The sequence below is a fragment of the Duffyella gerundensis genome (assembly GCF_001517405.1).
Lineage (GTDB): Bacteria > Pseudomonadota > Gammaproteobacteria > Enterobacterales > Enterobacteriaceae > Duffyella > Duffyella gerundensis.
This window is the reverse complement of record NZ_LN907828.1, coordinates 129,866-144,924: the sequence shown is the minus strand read 5'-3', so window position 1 is coordinate 144,924 and position 15,059 is coordinate 129,866. Positions and strand designations below refer to the sequence as shown.

The following is a 15,059-nucleotide window of genomic DNA, read 5'->3' as shown; positions in this document are numbered from 1 at the left end:
AATAACTAACGATCTGGCTCGCCGCTCCGCACTGCGGAGGCACACATTTCTGAGTGAGAAACAATGTCTGATAAACCTTTCTTCTACCAAAATCCGTTCCCAGTCGCCCACGATGACACTGAATATTATCTGCTGAGCCGAGACTATGTCTCCGTTGATCACTTCAACGGCCAGGAGATGCTGAAAGTCGATCCGCAGGCGTTAACCTTGCTGGCGCAGCACGCGTTTCATGATGCGGCTTTTATGCTGCGTCCGGCGCATCAGCAGCAGGTTGCTTCCATCCTGCACGACGACGAAGCCAGCGAGAATGACAAATATGTTGCGCTGCAGTTTCTGAAAAATTCCGAGATCGCCGCCAAAGGCGTGCTGCCAACCTGTCAGGATACCGGCACGGCGATCATCATGGGTAAAAAAGGCCAGCGCGTCTGGACCGGCGGCGGCGATGAAGCCGCACTGTCCCGCGGCGTCTATAACACCTACATCGAAGACAATCTGCGCTATTCACAGAACGCCGCGCTGGATATGTATAAAGAGGTCAACACCGGTTCAAACCTGCCGGCGCAGATCGATCTCTACAGCGTTGATGGCGATGAATACAAATTCCTCTGCATCGCCAAAGGCGGCGGGTCAGCCAACAAAACCTATCTTTATCAGGAAACCAAGGCGCTGCTGTCGCCGGGCAAGCTGAAAGCGTATCTGGTAGAGAAAATGCGTTCGCTGGGTACCGCAGCCTGTCCGCCGTACCACATCGCTTTTGTGATTGGCGGCACCTCAGCAGAGAGCACGCTGAAAACGGTGAAGCTGGCCTCGACGCACTATTACGACGGCCTGCCTGCTGAAGGTAATGAACATGGTCAGGCGTTCCGCGATCGTCAGCTGGAACAGGAGCTGCTGGAAGCGGCGCAGGAGCTGGGTATCGGCGCACAGTTCGGCGGCAAATACTTTGCCCATGATATTCGTGTGGTGCGCCTGCCGCGTCACGGTGCCTCCTGCCCGGTGGGCATGGGCGTCTCCTGCTCCGCTGACCGCAATATCAAAGCCAAAATCAACCGCGACGGTATCTGGATTGAGAAGCTGGAAGAGAATCCAGGCCAGTACATTCCGCAGGCGCTGCGTGAGCAGGGCGAAGGCGATGTGCAGCACGTTGATCTGAACCGTCCGATGGAGGAGATTCTGGCCCAGCTGTCTCGCTATCCGGTTTCCACGCGTTTGTCGCTGAGCGGCACCATCATCGTGGCGCGTGATATTGCGCATGCGAAGCTGAAAGAGCGCATCGACAATGGCGAAGGTCTGCCACAGTACATCAAAGATCATCCGGTTTATTACGCCGGTCCGGCTAAAACCCCGGAAGGTTACGCATCGGGTTCGCTCGGCCCGACCACCGCAGGGCGCATGGACAGCTACGTCGATCTGCTGCAATCTCACGGCGGCAGCAAAATCATGCTGGCCAAAGGCAACCGTAGCCAGCAGGTGACTGACGCCTGCCAGAAGCATGGCGGTTTCTATCTTGGCAGCATTGGCGGCCCGGCAGCGGTGCTGGCGCAGCAGAGCATCAAAAAGCTGGAATGCCTGGAATATGCCGAGCTGGGTATGGAAGCGATCTGGAAAATTGAAGTGGAGAATTTCCCGGCGTTTATCCTCGTGGATGACAAAGGCAACGACTTCTTCCACCAGCTTCAGCGCAATCAGTGTGCGAAATGCGTTAAGTAAAGTTGCGACATCAGGCTAAACAGGCCTGAATTCCCTTCACGCGGCAGCGATACCTGCCGCGTTTTTTTTGCCTTTTCCCCGCGCGTTCGCCGCTTTTCAGCCTCATTTTTACCTCTTCCTGTTTGTTATGCGGAATTTTCACTATGCATAGCAGTTTAACTTAATAGATGAAAGCGCAGCCGACTGGCAGAGTGGCGTCATACCCTTTCAGGAGAGCAATGATGAGCAAAAGTAATGCCGTTGCCCTGCCGGTTATCGACTTCGCGCTGTTACAGGGTGACGAAGCGGAACGGCAACAGATCCATACCCAGCTAAGTAAGGCGGCCCGCGAGGTCGGCTTTTTTTATCTCACTAATCACGGCATCGATTCGCAACTGCTGGCCGTGGTACAACAGGTATCACGGGCATTTTTTGCCCTGCCGCAGGCGGAAAAGCTCAGCGTGCAGATGGCGCAGTCACCGCATTTTCGTGGCTACAATCTGGAAGGCTCGGAGATCACCCGCAGCCAGCCCGACTACCGCGAACAGTTTGATATCGGTGCCGAGCGCCCGGCACTGCCGCTGACCGCCGGGACGCCCGCCTGGGCGCGGCTGCAGGGCCCTAATCAGTGGCCGCAGGCGCTGCCAGAATTGCAGCAGGTGCTAACTGAATGGCAACAGGCGATGACCGCGATGGCGCTTGAGCTGCTGCGCGCCTTTGCCGATGCGCTGCATCTGCCGCACAACGCCTTCGATAACCTCTACGGCGCGCTGCCCAATGAGCACGTGAAGCTGATTCGTTATCCCGGCAGGCCGGATAATGGCTCGCGGCAGGGCGTCGGCGCGCACAAAGACTCGGGATTTCTGACCTTCCTGCTGCAGGATGATCAGCCGGGTTTGCAGGTTGAAGTTGCGCCGGATCGCTGGGTCGATGCCACGCCGCTGCCGGGTGCATTCGTGGTGAACATCGGCGAGCTACTGGAGCTGGCAACCAATGGTTATCTGCGCGCTACCGTGCATCGGGTGGTTTCTCCGCCTGCCGATCGGCAACGGCTTTCCGTGGCCTTTTTCCTCGGCGCCGAGCTGGGCGCGGTGGTGCCGGTGTATCAGCTGCCCGATTCGCTGGCGCGGCTGGCACAGGGACCGGCCAGCGATCCGCTCAATCCGCTACTGCGCGACGTGGGCTGGAACTACCTCAAAGGCCGTTTGCGCTCTCATCCTGACGTTGCGCAACGCTTCTATGCTGATTACCTGCGCGACACCGCCAGCGTCTGATTAGGGAGAGAAATATGAAAAAAGGATTCGCTTTACCGCTGGCGGCGCTGACCCTGCTGGTCGCGCAGGCGGTTAACGCCGCGCCGTTGCGCATCGCCGCCGATCCGGTGCCGCATGCTGAAATTCTGGAGTATGTCAAAACGCTGGACCCCGGCCTCGATCTCAACATTACCGAGTTGAGCAATGGCGTGAATGCCAATGAGCTGCTGGCCGCTGGCGACGTCGATGCCAACTACTTCCAGCATCTTCCTTATCTGCACGATCAGGAAAAGGCGCTGGGCAAAACCTTTGCGGTAGCCGCCGCGGTGCACATTGAGCCGCTGGGGCTCTATTCCAGCAAAATCAAAACGCTGGCTGCGTTGCCGGAGGGGGCGCGCATCGCCGTGCCGAACAACACCACTAACCTGAGCCGCGCGCTGCTGCTGCTGCAGCAGAGCGGACTGATTACCCTGAAAGGCGCAGCCACCAGCCTGCTGACGCCAGCGGACATCAGCGCTAATCCTAAAAAGATTAAAATTGTGGAGATCGAATCGCCGCAAATTCCTCGGGCGCTGGATGATGTCGATGCGGCGGTGATCAACGGCAACTACGCGCTGGAGGCGGGCCTGGTGCCAGCAAAAGATGCGCTGGCGCTGGAATCCGCCACGAATAATCCCTATGCCAATCTACTGGTAACCACGCCGTCGCTGGCGAAAGATCCGCGCATCCTGCGGCTGGCAAAAGATTTGCGCTCGCCAAAAGTGGCGGCGTTTATTCGTCAGCATTACAACGGATCGGTGATCCCGGTCGTGGATGAGCAGCATGATTAGCATTGAGGCGTTAAACAAGCGCTATGGTGATAAATCCGCGCTGCTGGATGTCTCTTTCGAGATTGAGACCGGCGCCATTTTCGGCATCCTTGGCCGCAGCGGAGCGGGAAAAAGTACGCTATTGCGGTGTCTGAACCGGCTGGAGCAGCCCGATGCGGGCAGGGTAGTGATTGACGGCGAGGATATCAATCGGCTCAGCCTGCGCGAACTGCGCGCCCAGCGGCGGCAAATGGGCATGATTTTTCAACATTTTAACCTGCTGCACGCACGCACGGTGGGCGAGAACATCGCACTGCCGTTGCAGATCGCCGGTGTGCCCGCCGCACGGCGTGGCGCACGAGTGGACGCGCTGCTGACGCTGGTTGGGCTGGAAGGCTACGCTGACGTCTGGCCTTCGCAACTCTCGGGCGGGCAAAAACAGCGCGTAGGCATTGCCCGAGCGCTGGCCGCTGAACCGCGCTATCTGTTATGCGATGAGGCGACCAGCGCGCTCGACCCGGACACCACGCTGTCGATTCTCGATCTGCTGGCCAGCCTGCAACGCCAGCTGAATATCACCGTGGTGTTAATCACGCATGAAATGGCGGTGGTGAAGCGCATCTGTCACGGTGCCGCGCTGCTGGAGTCGGGACGGCTGATAGAGAGCGGGTCGCTCAGCGCAATCATGGCCAATCCGCACGGTCGCCTGCGTCAGTTGCTGTTGCAGGATGGCGAAGCGGACCGCGCGTTTCTTGCCCGTTATCAGGAGCAGTTACGATGCGTGGCATGAGTTGGGACCGCTTTCAGTCACTGCTGCTCAACGCTACCGGCGAAACACTGTATATGGTGGCGCTGGCCGCGCTGTTTACTCTGCTGATCGGCCTGCCAGTCGGCGTGCTGCTGTTTATCACCCGCGCAGAGGGCATCTGGCCGCAGCGCGCGATTGCGCAACCGCTGAATCTGCTGGTAAATATCGGCCGCGCTTTGCCATTTATCATCTTGCTGATTGCTCTGATCCCCTTTACGCGGCTGCTGATCGGCACCACGCTCGGGAGCACGGCGGCAGTCGTACCGATTACGCTGGGCGCGTTTCCGTTTTTTGCACGCATCGTGGAAAATGCGCTTGCTGAGGTTGACCGTGGGCGCATCGAGGCAGTGATTGCCATGGGCGGCACACAGTGGCATCTGGTCAGTCGGGTATTGCTGCCAGAGGCGCTGCCCGCCCTGATTGGCGGCATCACGCTGACGCTGGTGATGCTGATCGGTTTCTCGGCGATGGCTGGCGTGATTGGCGGCGGTGGTCTCGGCGACCTGGCGATTCGCTACGGTTATCAGCGCTTCAACAATACAATGATGATCGCCACGGTGATCGTGCTGCTGCTGTTGGTGTGGGCGGTGCAAAAGCTGGGTGATTGCGTGGTACACCGCCTGGCGCATCGGCGCTAAATGCTTTTAGGTTCCCGCTGGCAGCCCTCTCACGAGCTGCCCGTTCGTCTCTTCTGCCTGAATCTGTACAGCCCGCACTTAACAAAAATAATCATCGATAAATAAACCCGCCCAAAAAGTAATATCCTGAATGCATTGTTTATTAATTAGATACGGCCGTATCAAATAATGGATGCGTTGCCACAATGTTAACTCAAATTTATTTTCTGAACGAATTGAGCTATTTCATTAATCGTAATTTTTAAGAAAAAGTCTGATGGTTTTATATTATTCTATGCTTTAATTGCGACAGATAACAAATGGGTGACAGCCACGCGACAGCTACAGATAGCCGCCGTACTGCCGATAACTCAATCAAGCCAGGGGAGGCGCTGTTACTGGATTGCGCGCTTCACACACCTGTTTTCCGGCAATAAGCGAAATTTTCGAAATAATATTTTTTGAATGCCTCACTGGCAGGGCTCATATTTATTTCACTTAAATATTTATAAGAATGATTAACGTAATTAAAAATTACAGGGTATTAGTATGCGCCTGAAACTTCGCTGGCTTGCACTGCTGAACGTCATGACCATTATATTACTGGCCAGTCTCTGGGAGTATGGTGCCGAGGCGTGGGTATCCAAATTATTAGGTCTGAGTTATGACTCTGATTTTGAAACCGCTGAGCGGCTAAAGTTTATTATGACTTCGGCTTGCTTTGCGCTGCTGGCCATGGTCGTGCCTGGCCTGCTGGTGGGTGGCCTGATGCGCAAACTGCTGCGCACTGAGCAGGCCGCCACGCGGATGGCGCATGTCGATGAACTCACGGGCGTGGGCAATCGTCGGGCCTTTCAGGTGCGCACCGAACAGCTTGATAACCTTGATGTCGTTTATGCCATCATGATGATCGATGTGAACGATTTCAAAATCATCAACGACCTGAACGGTCATCATCAGGGCGACGCCACGCTGGTGGCGCTGGCATCGCTGCTGATGGAGTTTACCGGCCCACAGACCCACGTTTTCCGCATCGGCGGCGACGAATTCGCGCTGATTACCGTCACCGACAGCACCGATGCGTTGATGGCGGAGGCGGAAGAGATTCGCACTCGCGCGGGCAAAATCATGACCGGGCCAGCCAGCTTTCTCAGCCTGTCGATCGGCATTGCGCGATCCACCGATTGCAGCACCTACAGCATTATTCAGGCCGCCGACCTGGCGATGTATCAGGCAAAAGGCGGCAAAGGTGCGCAGCTGGCGCTGTTTACGCCTGACATGGAACGGCAGTTTCGGCAAAAAGAGATGTTCGAGCGCAGCGTGGCTAACGCGGTGCGGAACAATGCCGTGGTGCCGTTTTTACAGCCGATCCTGACGCTGTCCACCGGCAAGCTGGCGGGTTTTGAAATCCTGTCGCGCTGGACGCTGCCCAGCGGTGAAGTGGTTGCGCCGCAGGTGTTTATTCCGGTCGTGCAGAAGCTCGGCCTGATGGACCAGCTCACCGTGCAGCTGCTGCGTGCGGTCAGCGTGGTGGCAAGTGAATGGGCCGGTGATTTAACGCTGGCGCTGAATATTACCCCGGAGCAGCTGATCAGGCCGTCGCTGACCGATCGCCTCTACACCATTATTCGCGACGCGGGCGCACTGCGCCTGGAGCTGGAAGTCACCGAGAACGACGTGATGAGTATCTCCGAAGAGGCGAGGCAGGCAATTGAGCGGCTGAAAGAGCGCGATATCCGCGTATCGCTGGACGATTTCGGCACCGGTTATTCCAACCTTTCCGTCCTTCTCGGTCTGGGCATCAGCAAAATTAAAATCGATCGCTCGTTTATTTCAGCGGGCATGAATAACCGCGAACAGAAAAAGGTAGTGGAAACGCTGCTGGCGCTGTGCCGCGAACTTGGCGTTGAGGTCACGGCGGAAGGCATCGAAGATATCGGTACTCTGATGTGGCTGAAACAGCAGGGCTGCAATTACGGTCAGGGCTATCTGTTCCGCAAGGCCATCCCGGTCAATGAAGCAACCAGCCTGCTGCCGTCGGTGGCGTTTGCCTTACCGGTCAAGGAGCTTCCGGCCAACGATCATGGCCATGCCGCCCAGGCGGTTTAGCGATAGTGATCTCACCGGGCGTTCTTCTGTGCCCGGTTTCCCCTCTGTTTTCACCTCGCAACATCTGCTGGCGAAGAAAGCCCATTTCTTAAGACACAGGTTTACAGTTTTAGATCCGGTTACGATCTATAATTGCGCCTGATATGTTCACGCCGCCCGCAGGTATGCAGGCGCAGCTCCCCGCCTGTGAAAGGAAGAGGCCAGTCTGATGCTTTCCCGTTTTTTATTTATCGCCCGGTCTTCGCCTGGGTTATTGCCATTTTGATCATGTTACTCGGCGCGCTCGCCATTACCCAACTGCCGGTGGAGCAATATCCTGACGTTGCACCGCCATCGGTCAACATCAGCGCAACCTATACCGGCGCCTCGGCAGAAACGCTGGAAAACAGCGTAACGCAGGTGATTGAGCAGCAGCTCACCGGTCTGGATAATCTGCTCTATTTCACCTCCAGCAGCAGCTCTCAGGGCAACGTTACCGTCACCGTCACCTTTAGCCAGGGCACCGATGCCGATACGGCGCAGGTGCAGGTGCAGAACAAAGTGCAGCAGGCGCTGTCCCGTTTGCCGAGTGAAGTGCAGCAGCTTGGCGTCACCGTCACCAAATCACAGTCCAACTTTTTGCTGGTCATGGGGCTGTACGACACCACGGGCAAAAGCAGCAGCAACGATATTGGCGACTGGCTGGTCAGCAACATGCAGGAGCCGCTGGCGCGTACCGCCGGCGTTGGCGATATTCAGGTGTTTGGCGGACAGTACGCCATGCGCATCTGGCTCGATCCTTTCAAGCTGAACTCGTTTGCCTTACAGCCTTCTGATGTTACCGCAGCCATTCTTGCGCAAAACATTCAGGTTTCGGCGGGCAAAATCGGCGGTCTGCCGTCGCCGAACAATCAACAGCTCACCGCCACGGTGCGCGCGCAGTCGCGGCTGCAAACCCCGGAGCAGTTTCGCAACATCATTGTGAAAAGCGACCGCAGCGGCGCCATCGTGCGCGTTGGTGACGTGGCCCGCGTGGAAATGGGCAGTGAGTCCTATGACATGACCACGCGGCTAAATGGTCATCCGGCCGCGGGCGTCGGCGTAATGCTGGCTCCGGGTGCTAACGCGCTGGATACCGCCACGCTGGTGAAGCAAACGGTAGAAGAATATCGCCACTCCATGCCCGCGGGTTATGAAGTCGCCTACGCGCTCGACAGCACCGACTTCATTAAAATCTCAGTGGAAGATGTGGTCATCACCCTGATCGAAGCGATTGGGTTGGTGATCGTGGTGATGTATCTGTTCCTGCAAAATTTCCGCGCCACCATTATTCCCGCGCTGGCGGTGCCGGTGGTGCTGCTTGGCACTTTCGGCGTGCTGGCGCTGTGTGGATACACCATTAACACGCTGACGCTGTTTGCCATGGTGCTGGCGATCGGCCTGCTGGTGGATGATGCCATCGTGGTAGTGGAAAACGTCGAGCGCATCATGCACGACGAAGGCTTACCGGCAAAAGAGGCGACGGTGAAGTCGATGCAGGAGATCTCCGGTGCGCTGGTGGCAATTGCGCTGGTGCTCTCTGCGGTATTCCTGCCGATGGCATTTTTCGCCGGATCGACCGGCGTTATCTATCGCCAGTTTTCAATTACCATTATTGCCGCGATGACCTTCTCCGTGGTGGTGGCGCTGACCTTAACGCCTGCGCTATGCGGCATCCTGCTGAAGCCGGGCAAGCCGCACAACAAGGGCTTTTTCGGTGGTTTTAACCGCTTTTATGCCGCTACCGAACGCGGCTACCGGCACAAGGTAGTCAGTACGCTGCGGCGACCGCTGGTGATGGTGGGATGCTACGCGGCGCTGGGTGCGGTGCTGTTTGTGATGTTCACCCGTCTGCCCGGCAGCTTCCTGCCAACGGAAGATCAGGGCAGCATTATGCTGCAGGCGACGCTGCCTGCGGGCGCCACCGCCAGCCGCACCGAAGCGGTAAACCAGCAGATTGTTGACTGGTTCCTGCGCGAGGAGAAAGCCAACGTCGACGTGGTATTTACCATCAACGGCTTTAACTTCAGCGGCGCGGCGCAAAATGCCGGTATGGCCTTTATTAAGCTGAAAAACTGGGAAGATCGTCCCGGCAGCGAAAACTCAGCCGAAGCGATCGCCACCCGCGCCACCATCGCGCTGGCGGCCATTCGTGATGCGCAGATTTTTGCCCTGACGCCACCGTCGGTGCCTGGCCTCGGTCAGAACAACGGCTTTACCTATGAGCTGCTGGCCAGCGGCGGCACCACGCGCGATGAGCTTAACGCATTGCGCGATCAGCTGTTGCAGAAGGCGACGCAGACGCCTGAGCTGAGCGCCGTGCGCGCCAACATTCTGCCGCAAACGCCGCAGCTGCAAATCGATATCGACACCAATAAAGCGGTGGCGCTGGGTTTATCGCTGGATGACGTGACCAGTACGCTAACCAGCGCCTGGGGCGGCGCCTATATCAACGACTTTATCGATCGCGGCCGCGTGAAACGGGTGTACGTGCAGGGCGACGGTCAGTACCGCTCGGCGCCGTCCGATCTCGATAAGTGGTTTATTCGCAACAGTGACGGCGGAATGACGCCGTTCTCCGCCTTCGCCACCACGCGCTGGACCATGGGGCCGGAAAGCCTCGATCGTTACAACGGCTCTGCGTCTTATGAAATTCAGGGACAAAACGCGGAAGGCTACAGCTCGGGTGAGGCGATGGACGCCATAGAGCGGCTGGCAAATGAGCTGCCTGCGGGTACCACCGGCGCCTGGAGCGGGCTGTCGTTGCAGGAGAAACAGGCGGGCGGCCAGTCAACTACGCTGTATGCCATCTCAATTCTGGTGGTGTTCCTCTGCCTGGCTGCGCTGTATGAAAGCTGGTCGGTGCCTTTTTCAGTGCTGCTGGCGGTGCCGCTGGGCGTGCTGGGTACGGTGCTGGCTATCGCGCTGCGCGGGCTCGATAACGATATCTATTTTCAGGTTGCGCTGCTTACCACGGTGGGGCTGACCTCGAAAAACGCCATCCTGATTATTGAGTTCGCCGAAGAGGCGGTGCAGCAGGGACGATCACTCAGCGCCGCGGCGTTGCAGGCTGCGCGCACCCGCCTGCGACCCATCATGATGACCTCGCTGGCCTTTATCGCTGGCGTTATGCCGCTGGCGGTGGCGACCGGCGCAGGTGCTAACAGCCGCATCGCTATCGGCACCGGTATCATCGGCGGCACGCTGGCCGGTACGATACTGGCACTGTTTTTTGTGCCGCTTTTCTTTGTGCTGGTGAAGCGCTACCTGACGCGACACGCCGCTTCTGACAAAACCGCTTAACGGATTATCGGCGCGCCATGCACATTTCCCACGGCGCGCCATAATAGTTACTCACATGCTCGTATCATAACGTTCCGCTAAGTGAGGTTTTCAATGATGTTGTCTCTTGAGAAGCAGGTTGCTCTGGTTACCGGCGCCAGTTCCGGATTAGGCTATGCCTGCGCTGAGGCGTTGGCAGAAGCCGGTGCCAGTGTGGTGATTAACTATCACAGTCAGGCTGAACCTGCCGATGAGCTGGCGTCAAGAATACGCGACCGCGGCGGTGAGGCGATTTCGGTAAAAGGCGACGTCTCGAAAGAAGCCGATGTGGATAATCTCATCGAACATGCGGTAGATCGCTTTGGTTCGCTGGATATTCTGGTGGCCAACTCCGGCCTGCAAAAAGATGCTGCGTTTGCGGATATGACGCTGGAGCAGTGGAACGGCGTGCTGGATGTTAATCTGACCGGACAGTTTCTCTGCGCCCGTGCGGCACTGCGCCAGTTCCGCCGCCAGGGTGCCCGTCCTGACGTCAGCCGCGCGATGGGGAAAATTATTCACATGAGTTCGGTGCATCAGCTGATTCCGTGGGCCGGACACGCCAACTATGCGGCCTCAAAGGGCGGCGTGGATCTGCTGATGCGCACGCTGGCGCAGGAAGTGGGCGAAGAGCGCATTCGCGTGAACAGCATCGCGCCGGGCGCCATTGCCACCGCCATCAATGAAGAGAATACGCAGGGCGACGCGGGGAAAAAGCTGCTTGAGCTGATCCCTTACGGTCGCGTTGGCGAGCCGCAGGATGTCGCCAACGCCGTGGTCTGGCTGGCGAGCGATCTCTCCGATTATGTGCACGGCACCACGCTGTTTATCGACGGTGGTATGAGTCTTTATCCTGGCTTCCGTAATAACGGTTAATCGTTTACCGCGCCCGGTTTCGGCCTGGCGCGGCTTTCATTACGCTCACGGAGGAAAATATGCATCCGATCAGGCAGATTATTGAGGCGTGCGATCGCGCTATTACCGCACAAGATTTCGATACGCTCATGACTTATTACGCCGACGACGCGGCGCTGGTGGTCAAGCCAGGCATGATCGCGCGCGGCAAAGAGGATATTCGACGCGCCTTTGTCGCGATTGCTGACTATTTTCAGGGGCAGCTGCATGTCGAGCAGGGCGAGATGCAGATTATCGAAGGCGGCGGCGATGCGCTGGTATTGATGGAAACCGTGCTGCGCTTTCCCGACGGCAACGGCAGCCTGATTGAAACCACGCGCCGCGCAACCTATGTGTTTCGTCAGTCGCCTGACGGAAACTGGCTCTGCACCGTCGACAACTCCTACGGTACCACGCTGCTGGACGGCGAAACCGCCTGAACCGAGGGAGATTCTGATGAAAACACGGATGATATTCACGGCGATAGCGCTGTCCGGCGTGGTTACCCTTGCGTCAGCCGCCAACTGGCCACCGGAAACCGGCGCTAAAGTGCCTGGCAATGCGCTTGAGTATCCAACCAAACTGGAGCCGGTGAACCGCTCGCTGCAACAGATGCTGAACGAGGGCGCCACCGTGGTCTCTTCCGGCCTCGGTGAGAACGGGCCGGTAGTGACGCTGCACAGTGGAAAAAGCTATGTCATCTGCATACTGAAAGGGGCCGGAACCGGCTCCGATCAGAATGTTGCCACCTCAAAATGCTATGCCATGAACTAACCTGGCTGCCCCACGCGGGCGGCTACCACTTCATTTCACCGGTCAATACCTTAGCGCTCAGTTCCAGCGAACTGGTCTCAGCAAGCTGCGGCCACGCGGCGGTCATCGTCTTGATAACGCCTGCGGAATCGTGGTGTGCGGCCAGCGCTTTCTCCATCTGCTGCAAATAGGTCAGCGTAAAGCTCACTGCCGCATCGCCCTGCGGACGCGGGCCGATAGAGTGCCCGGGAATCACCGTCTCAGGACGTAGCTGCTGTATCTCCGTCAGCACATGGCGCCATGATTCACGACTCTGCGCGCTTTGTGTATCGGCGGTCCAGAGATGAATGCCCGACGAAATGCCAGTGCCGCCAAGAATTGCTTTGTTAGCCGGGATCCACAGGTAGGCAGCGTAGCTATCGGCATGCCGCAGCTCCACCGTTTCGCCATCCACGCTGAAGCGTGTTTCGTGTGTCACCTGCGGCACAATCAGCTTTTCAGGCGCGCCTGCTTTCATCTGCGGTCCCCAGTAACTGAGCTTGGCCGCTTTGGTCTCCTCAATGTGTTTCACCACGGCAGGGGATGCCACCACCGATACCTGCGGGAATGCTTTTACAATCGGTTCCAGACCGAAGTAAAAATCGGGATCGCCGGAGGTGATGATGATCTGCTTGAGCTGTTTGCCGCTGGCTTTGATCAGCGCAACCAGCTTCTCGCCATCCTGCACGCTGAACTGCGCATCCACCAGAATCGCCTGGTGCGGGCCAGAAATCAGCGTGGAAGAGACCGGAAAAATACCCTGTTCCTGTGGATTGTATACTTCGAGCTGAAGCGGTGCCGCCATTGCGGGAGCGGCGGCCATCGCCAGAATCAGGGAAGCGGTGCGTAACGTCATTAGGGTCATCCTGTTAATCGGCTGTCGGCGCGGAAAAATCAGCGGCAGACCAGCGGCGGTAAGGTTGGCAATCGATTTCTGCTGCCGTCATGGGGTGCTGTCTGTTGCACTGCGCCTAGTGTAAGGCTTTTGGCTTCTGTTAGAATTCCTGCAATCAGAGATGCTGAGTTTCATAAATCGAGTAGGTGGCATGATGGACAGAGTAACAGCCGCAGCAGTGTTTAACCGGATATGTGAACTGGGCAGTCTGAGCGCGGCCGCGCGTGCGCTGGGCATGTCGCGTCCGATGGTCAGCCGCTATCTGGAGGAGATGGAGAACTGGGCCGGCGCGCGCCTGATACATCGTTCGTCGCGGCGGCTAACCATCACGCCCGCCGGTGAGAAAATCCTGCAGAAAACCGCGCAGCTGGCGCGCCTCTCCGAAGAGATTAACGATCACGCTTCGCATAAGGCGATCGCCGGAACCTTGCGCATCGCCTGTGCGCATTTCACCGCAACACAGATCGTCGGGCCGGTGATCCCGGGTTTTCTGGCGCGTTATCCCGATCTGCGCATCGAAATGGAGATCAATAATCAGCCGGTCAGCCTGATTAGCGAGCGAATTGACGTGGCGATTCGGATCACTGACGCGCCGGAACCTGCGGCTATTGCCCGCCATCTCGGCGACTGTGTATCGGTGGTGTGCGCATCGCCAGGCTGGCTGCAGCGGCACGGTGAGCCGCGCACGGTGGCAGAATTAGCGCAGCACAACTGTCTCTGTTACAGCCGTTTTGCCGGCCAGCTGTGGCATTTCGAGGATGAGCAGAGCGAGAAGCTGTCGGTGGCGGTGAGCGGTAACTACAGCGCGGGCATCTCTTCGCTGCTGTGCGAGGCGGCGATGGCCGATGCGGGTATCGCCATGGTGCCGGAAATTGAGGCGCGTGCCGGGTTGCAGAGCGGTCGGCTGGTACAGATTCTGCCGCGCTATGCGCCGCGACGGCTGGGTATCTATGGCCTGTACATGTCGCGCGAACATACGCCTGCTGCCTTGAAACTGCTGCTGGACGAGGTAAAAGCGGCGCTGGTGGCCGATGCGCAAAAGCAATCAGGCGCGACTGGCTGAATAATCCCGTGACGAGGCAAAAGCTCAGGACATGAAAAAGCCGCCCGCAGGCGGCTTCAGCTGTGTAGCACAAACACAACCATCAGATATCGCTGTCATCCGGCGTTCGACCAACCACCAGCTCCAGCGTGCTGCGCAGAATATCCTGTTGCAACACATCCTCGGAGCTTTCCAGCGCTGCCAACAGATGCAAAATAATCGCTTTGTTGGTGACGTGGCCTTTCGCTGCGGTAATTTCGCGAATCGTCGCGCCCAGCACTTCGGTTTCAGTGGTGTAAAGATCACCGCTGCTTTTGAAGTATTCGAGAATGTCTGCTTCTGATGACTGCTGCTGCATGTGCTTTTTCCTTACCGGGAAAAGCCCGGTTAAACGTTGTCGGGGTTAATGTTTTTTCGCGTCGTCGGCAGGGCCATCATTGTTAAAAACGTGGCTGACGTTATTGCCGTCGCGAACGTTTACGGACGTAGTGTTATGGCTGGCACTGATACTGTTATTCACATCGACAATGGCTCGCGAACAGGCGGACTGACGCTCTTCATCAGACTCCTGCGTCGCAATTTGCTGCAGCTGCATAAGCAATGTGGATGCCGAAACGCGCCGACCGTTATTCAACAAGGCCAGCACCGCTTCGCCTACCATAATATCCGCCAGTTTGTCGTCTTCACTTCTATTCATGTCAGCTCCCCCTGAATCGATTTACGCCTCCACTCTTCGTTGGATGCGCAGTGATTACAGGTCCCTGTAAAGGTCGGCAGGGCCTTAACCGTCAGAGCAGAATGGCTCTGGCGGT

General features: G+C 57.5%; 14 protein-coding genes. 11 read left to right on the top strand and 3 right to left on the bottom strand.

The window, feature by feature from the left end; all coding sequences use genetic code 11:
- The first annotated feature begins 63 nt into the window (after positions 1–63).
- The 10 genes from fumA (at position 64) to EM595_RS17820 (ending at position 12,292) form a co-directional block, all read left to right on the top strand.
- The gene (fumA, locus tag EM595_RS17865; protein WP_067435962.1) at positions 64–1,710 is read left to right on the top strand and encodes a class I fumarate hydratase FumA; all 1,647 of its coding nucleotides are present in this window, start codon (positions 64–66) and stop codon (positions 1,708–1,710) included.
- A gap of 221 nt (positions 1,711–1,931) precedes the next feature.
- Positions 1,932–2,963 carry an isopenicillin N synthase family dioxygenase gene (locus EM595_RS17860; protein WP_067435959.1) on the top strand — a complete coding sequence of 344 codons (1,032 nt, stop codon included), beginning with the start codon at positions 1,932–1,934 and terminating at the stop codon, positions 2,961–2,963.
- Positions 2,964–2,977: 14 nt separating this feature from the next.
- Positions 2,978–3,772: a MetQ/NlpA family ABC transporter substrate-binding protein gene (locus EM595_RS17855; protein ID WP_067435956.1), complete on the top strand. Its 795-nt coding sequence runs from the start codon at positions 2,978–2,980 to the stop codon at positions 3,770–3,772.
- Positions 3,765–4,541: a methionine ABC transporter ATP-binding protein gene (locus EM595_RS17850; protein ID WP_067435953.1), complete on the top strand. Its 777-nt coding sequence runs from the start codon at positions 3,765–3,767 to the stop codon at positions 4,539–4,541. Before EM595_RS17855 ends, EM595_RS17850 begins: the two co-directional genes overlap by 8 nt.
- Positions 4,529–5,197 carry a methionine ABC transporter permease gene (locus EM595_RS17845; protein WP_067435950.1) on the top strand — a complete coding sequence of 223 codons (669 nt, stop codon included), beginning with the start codon at positions 4,529–4,531 and terminating at the stop codon, positions 5,195–5,197. Before EM595_RS17850 ends, EM595_RS17845 begins: the two co-directional genes overlap by 13 nt.
- Positions 5,198–5,725: 528 nt before the next feature.
- Positions 5,726–7,285: a putative bifunctional diguanylate cyclase/phosphodiesterase gene (locus EM595_RS17840; RefSeq protein WP_067435948.1), complete on the top strand. Its 1,560-nt coding sequence runs from the start codon at positions 5,726–5,728 to the stop codon at positions 7,283–7,285.
- 267 nt (positions 7,286–7,552) lie between these two features.
- On the top strand, positions 7,553–10,606 hold the full coding sequence (locus EM595_RS17835; protein ID WP_067436981.1) for an efflux RND transporter permease subunit: 3,054 nt from the start codon (positions 7,553–7,555) through the stop codon (positions 10,604–10,606).
- Positions 10,607–10,699: 93 nt separating this feature from the next.
- Positions 10,700–11,500, top strand: a complete 801-nt coding sequence (locus tag EM595_RS17830) for an SDR family oxidoreductase (protein ID WP_067435945.1) — start codon at positions 10,700–10,702, stop codon at positions 11,498–11,500.
- Between the two features lie 59 nt (positions 11,501–11,559).
- Positions 11,560–11,958, top strand: coding sequence for a YybH family protein (locus EM595_RS17825; protein WP_067435941.1), 399 nt, complete (start codon positions 11,560–11,562; stop codon positions 11,956–11,958).
- A 28-nt stretch (positions 11,959–11,986) separates the two neighbouring features.
- Positions 11,987–12,292 (top strand): hypothetical protein, encoded by a 306-nt coding sequence (locus tag EM595_RS17820; protein WP_419190161.1) that lies wholly within the window; start codon positions 11,987–11,989, stop codon positions 12,290–12,292.
- Positions 12,293–12,314: 22 nt separating this feature from the next.
- Here the strand turns inward: EM595_RS17820 and EM595_RS17815 are convergent, their stop codons facing one another.
- Entirely contained in the window at positions 12,315–13,166 is an 852-nt protein-coding gene (locus EM595_RS17815) for a Vmh family MBL fold metallo-hydrolase (RefSeq protein ID WP_067435936.1), read from the bottom strand.
- Positions 13,167–13,359: 193 nt separating this feature from the next.
- Here EM595_RS17815 and EM595_RS17810 point away from each other — a divergent pair, with 193 nt between their 5' ends.
- Positions 13,360–14,268, top strand: a complete 909-nt coding sequence (locus tag EM595_RS17810; RefSeq protein ID WP_067435933.1) for a LysR family transcriptional regulator — start codon at positions 13,360–13,362, stop codon at positions 14,266–14,268.
- An 82-nt stretch (positions 14,269–14,350) separates the two neighbouring features.
- On the opposite strand, the gene EM595_RS17805 is transcribed toward EM595_RS17810, so the two are convergent.
- Entirely contained in the window at positions 14,351–14,605 is a 255-nt protein-coding gene (locus EM595_RS17805) for a biofilm/acid-resistance regulator YmgB/AriR (protein WP_067435930.1), read from the bottom strand.
- Between the two features lie 45 nt (positions 14,606–14,650).
- Entirely contained in the window at positions 14,651–14,944 is a 294-nt protein-coding gene (locus tag EM595_RS17800; protein ID WP_067435928.1) for a hypothetical protein, read from the bottom strand.
- Positions 14,945–15,059: the final 115 nt, after the last annotated feature.

Bases quoted from the DNA above. Each gene is read 5' to 3' on its own strand.
- fumA (WP_067435962.1), top strand. From the start codon at position 64: ATGTCTGATAAACCTTTCTTCTACCAAAATCCGTTCCCAGTCGCCCAC.
- EM595_RS17800 (WP_067435928.1), bottom strand. From the start codon at position 14,944: ATGAATAGAAGTGAAGACGACAAACTGGCGGATATTATGGTAGGCGAA.
- EM595_RS17820 (WP_419190161.1), top strand. From the start codon at position 11,987: ATGATATTCACGGCGATAGCGCTGTCCGGCGTGGTTACCCTTGCGTCA.
- EM595_RS17860 (WP_067435959.1), top strand. From the start codon at position 1,932: ATGAGCAAAAGTAATGCCGTTGCCCTGCCGGTTATCGACTTCGCGCTG.
- EM595_RS17840 (WP_067435948.1), top strand. From the start codon at position 5,726: ATGCGCCTGAAACTTCGCTGGCTTGCACTGCTGAACGTCATGACCATT.
- EM595_RS17815 (WP_067435936.1), bottom strand. From the start codon at position 13,166: ATGACGTTACGCACCGCTTCCCTGATTCTGGCGATGGCCGCCGCTCCC.
- EM595_RS17835 (WP_067436981.1), top strand. From the start codon at position 7,553: ATGTTACTCGGCGCGCTCGCCATTACCCAACTGCCGGTGGAGCAATAT.
- EM595_RS17825 (WP_067435941.1), top strand. From the start codon at position 11,560: ATGCATCCGATCAGGCAGATTATTGAGGCGTGCGATCGCGCTATTACC.
- EM595_RS17855 (WP_067435956.1), top strand. From the start codon at position 2,978: ATGAAAAAAGGATTCGCTTTACCGCTGGCGGCGCTGACCCTGCTGGTC.
- EM595_RS17850 (WP_067435953.1), top strand. From the start codon at position 3,765: ATGATTAGCATTGAGGCGTTAAACAAGCGCTATGGTGATAAATCCGCG.
- EM595_RS17830 (WP_067435945.1), top strand. From the start codon at position 10,700: ATGATGTTGTCTCTTGAGAAGCAGGTTGCTCTGGTTACCGGCGCCAGT.
- EM595_RS17845 (WP_067435950.1), top strand. From the start codon at position 4,529: ATGCGTGGCATGAGTTGGGACCGCTTTCAGTCACTGCTGCTCAACGCT.
- EM595_RS17810 (WP_067435933.1), top strand. From the start codon at position 13,360: ATGGACAGAGTAACAGCCGCAGCAGTGTTTAACCGGATATGTGAACTG.
- EM595_RS17805 (WP_067435930.1), bottom strand. From the start codon at position 14,605: ATGCAGCAGCAGTCATCAGAAGCAGACATTCTCGAATACTTCAAAAGC.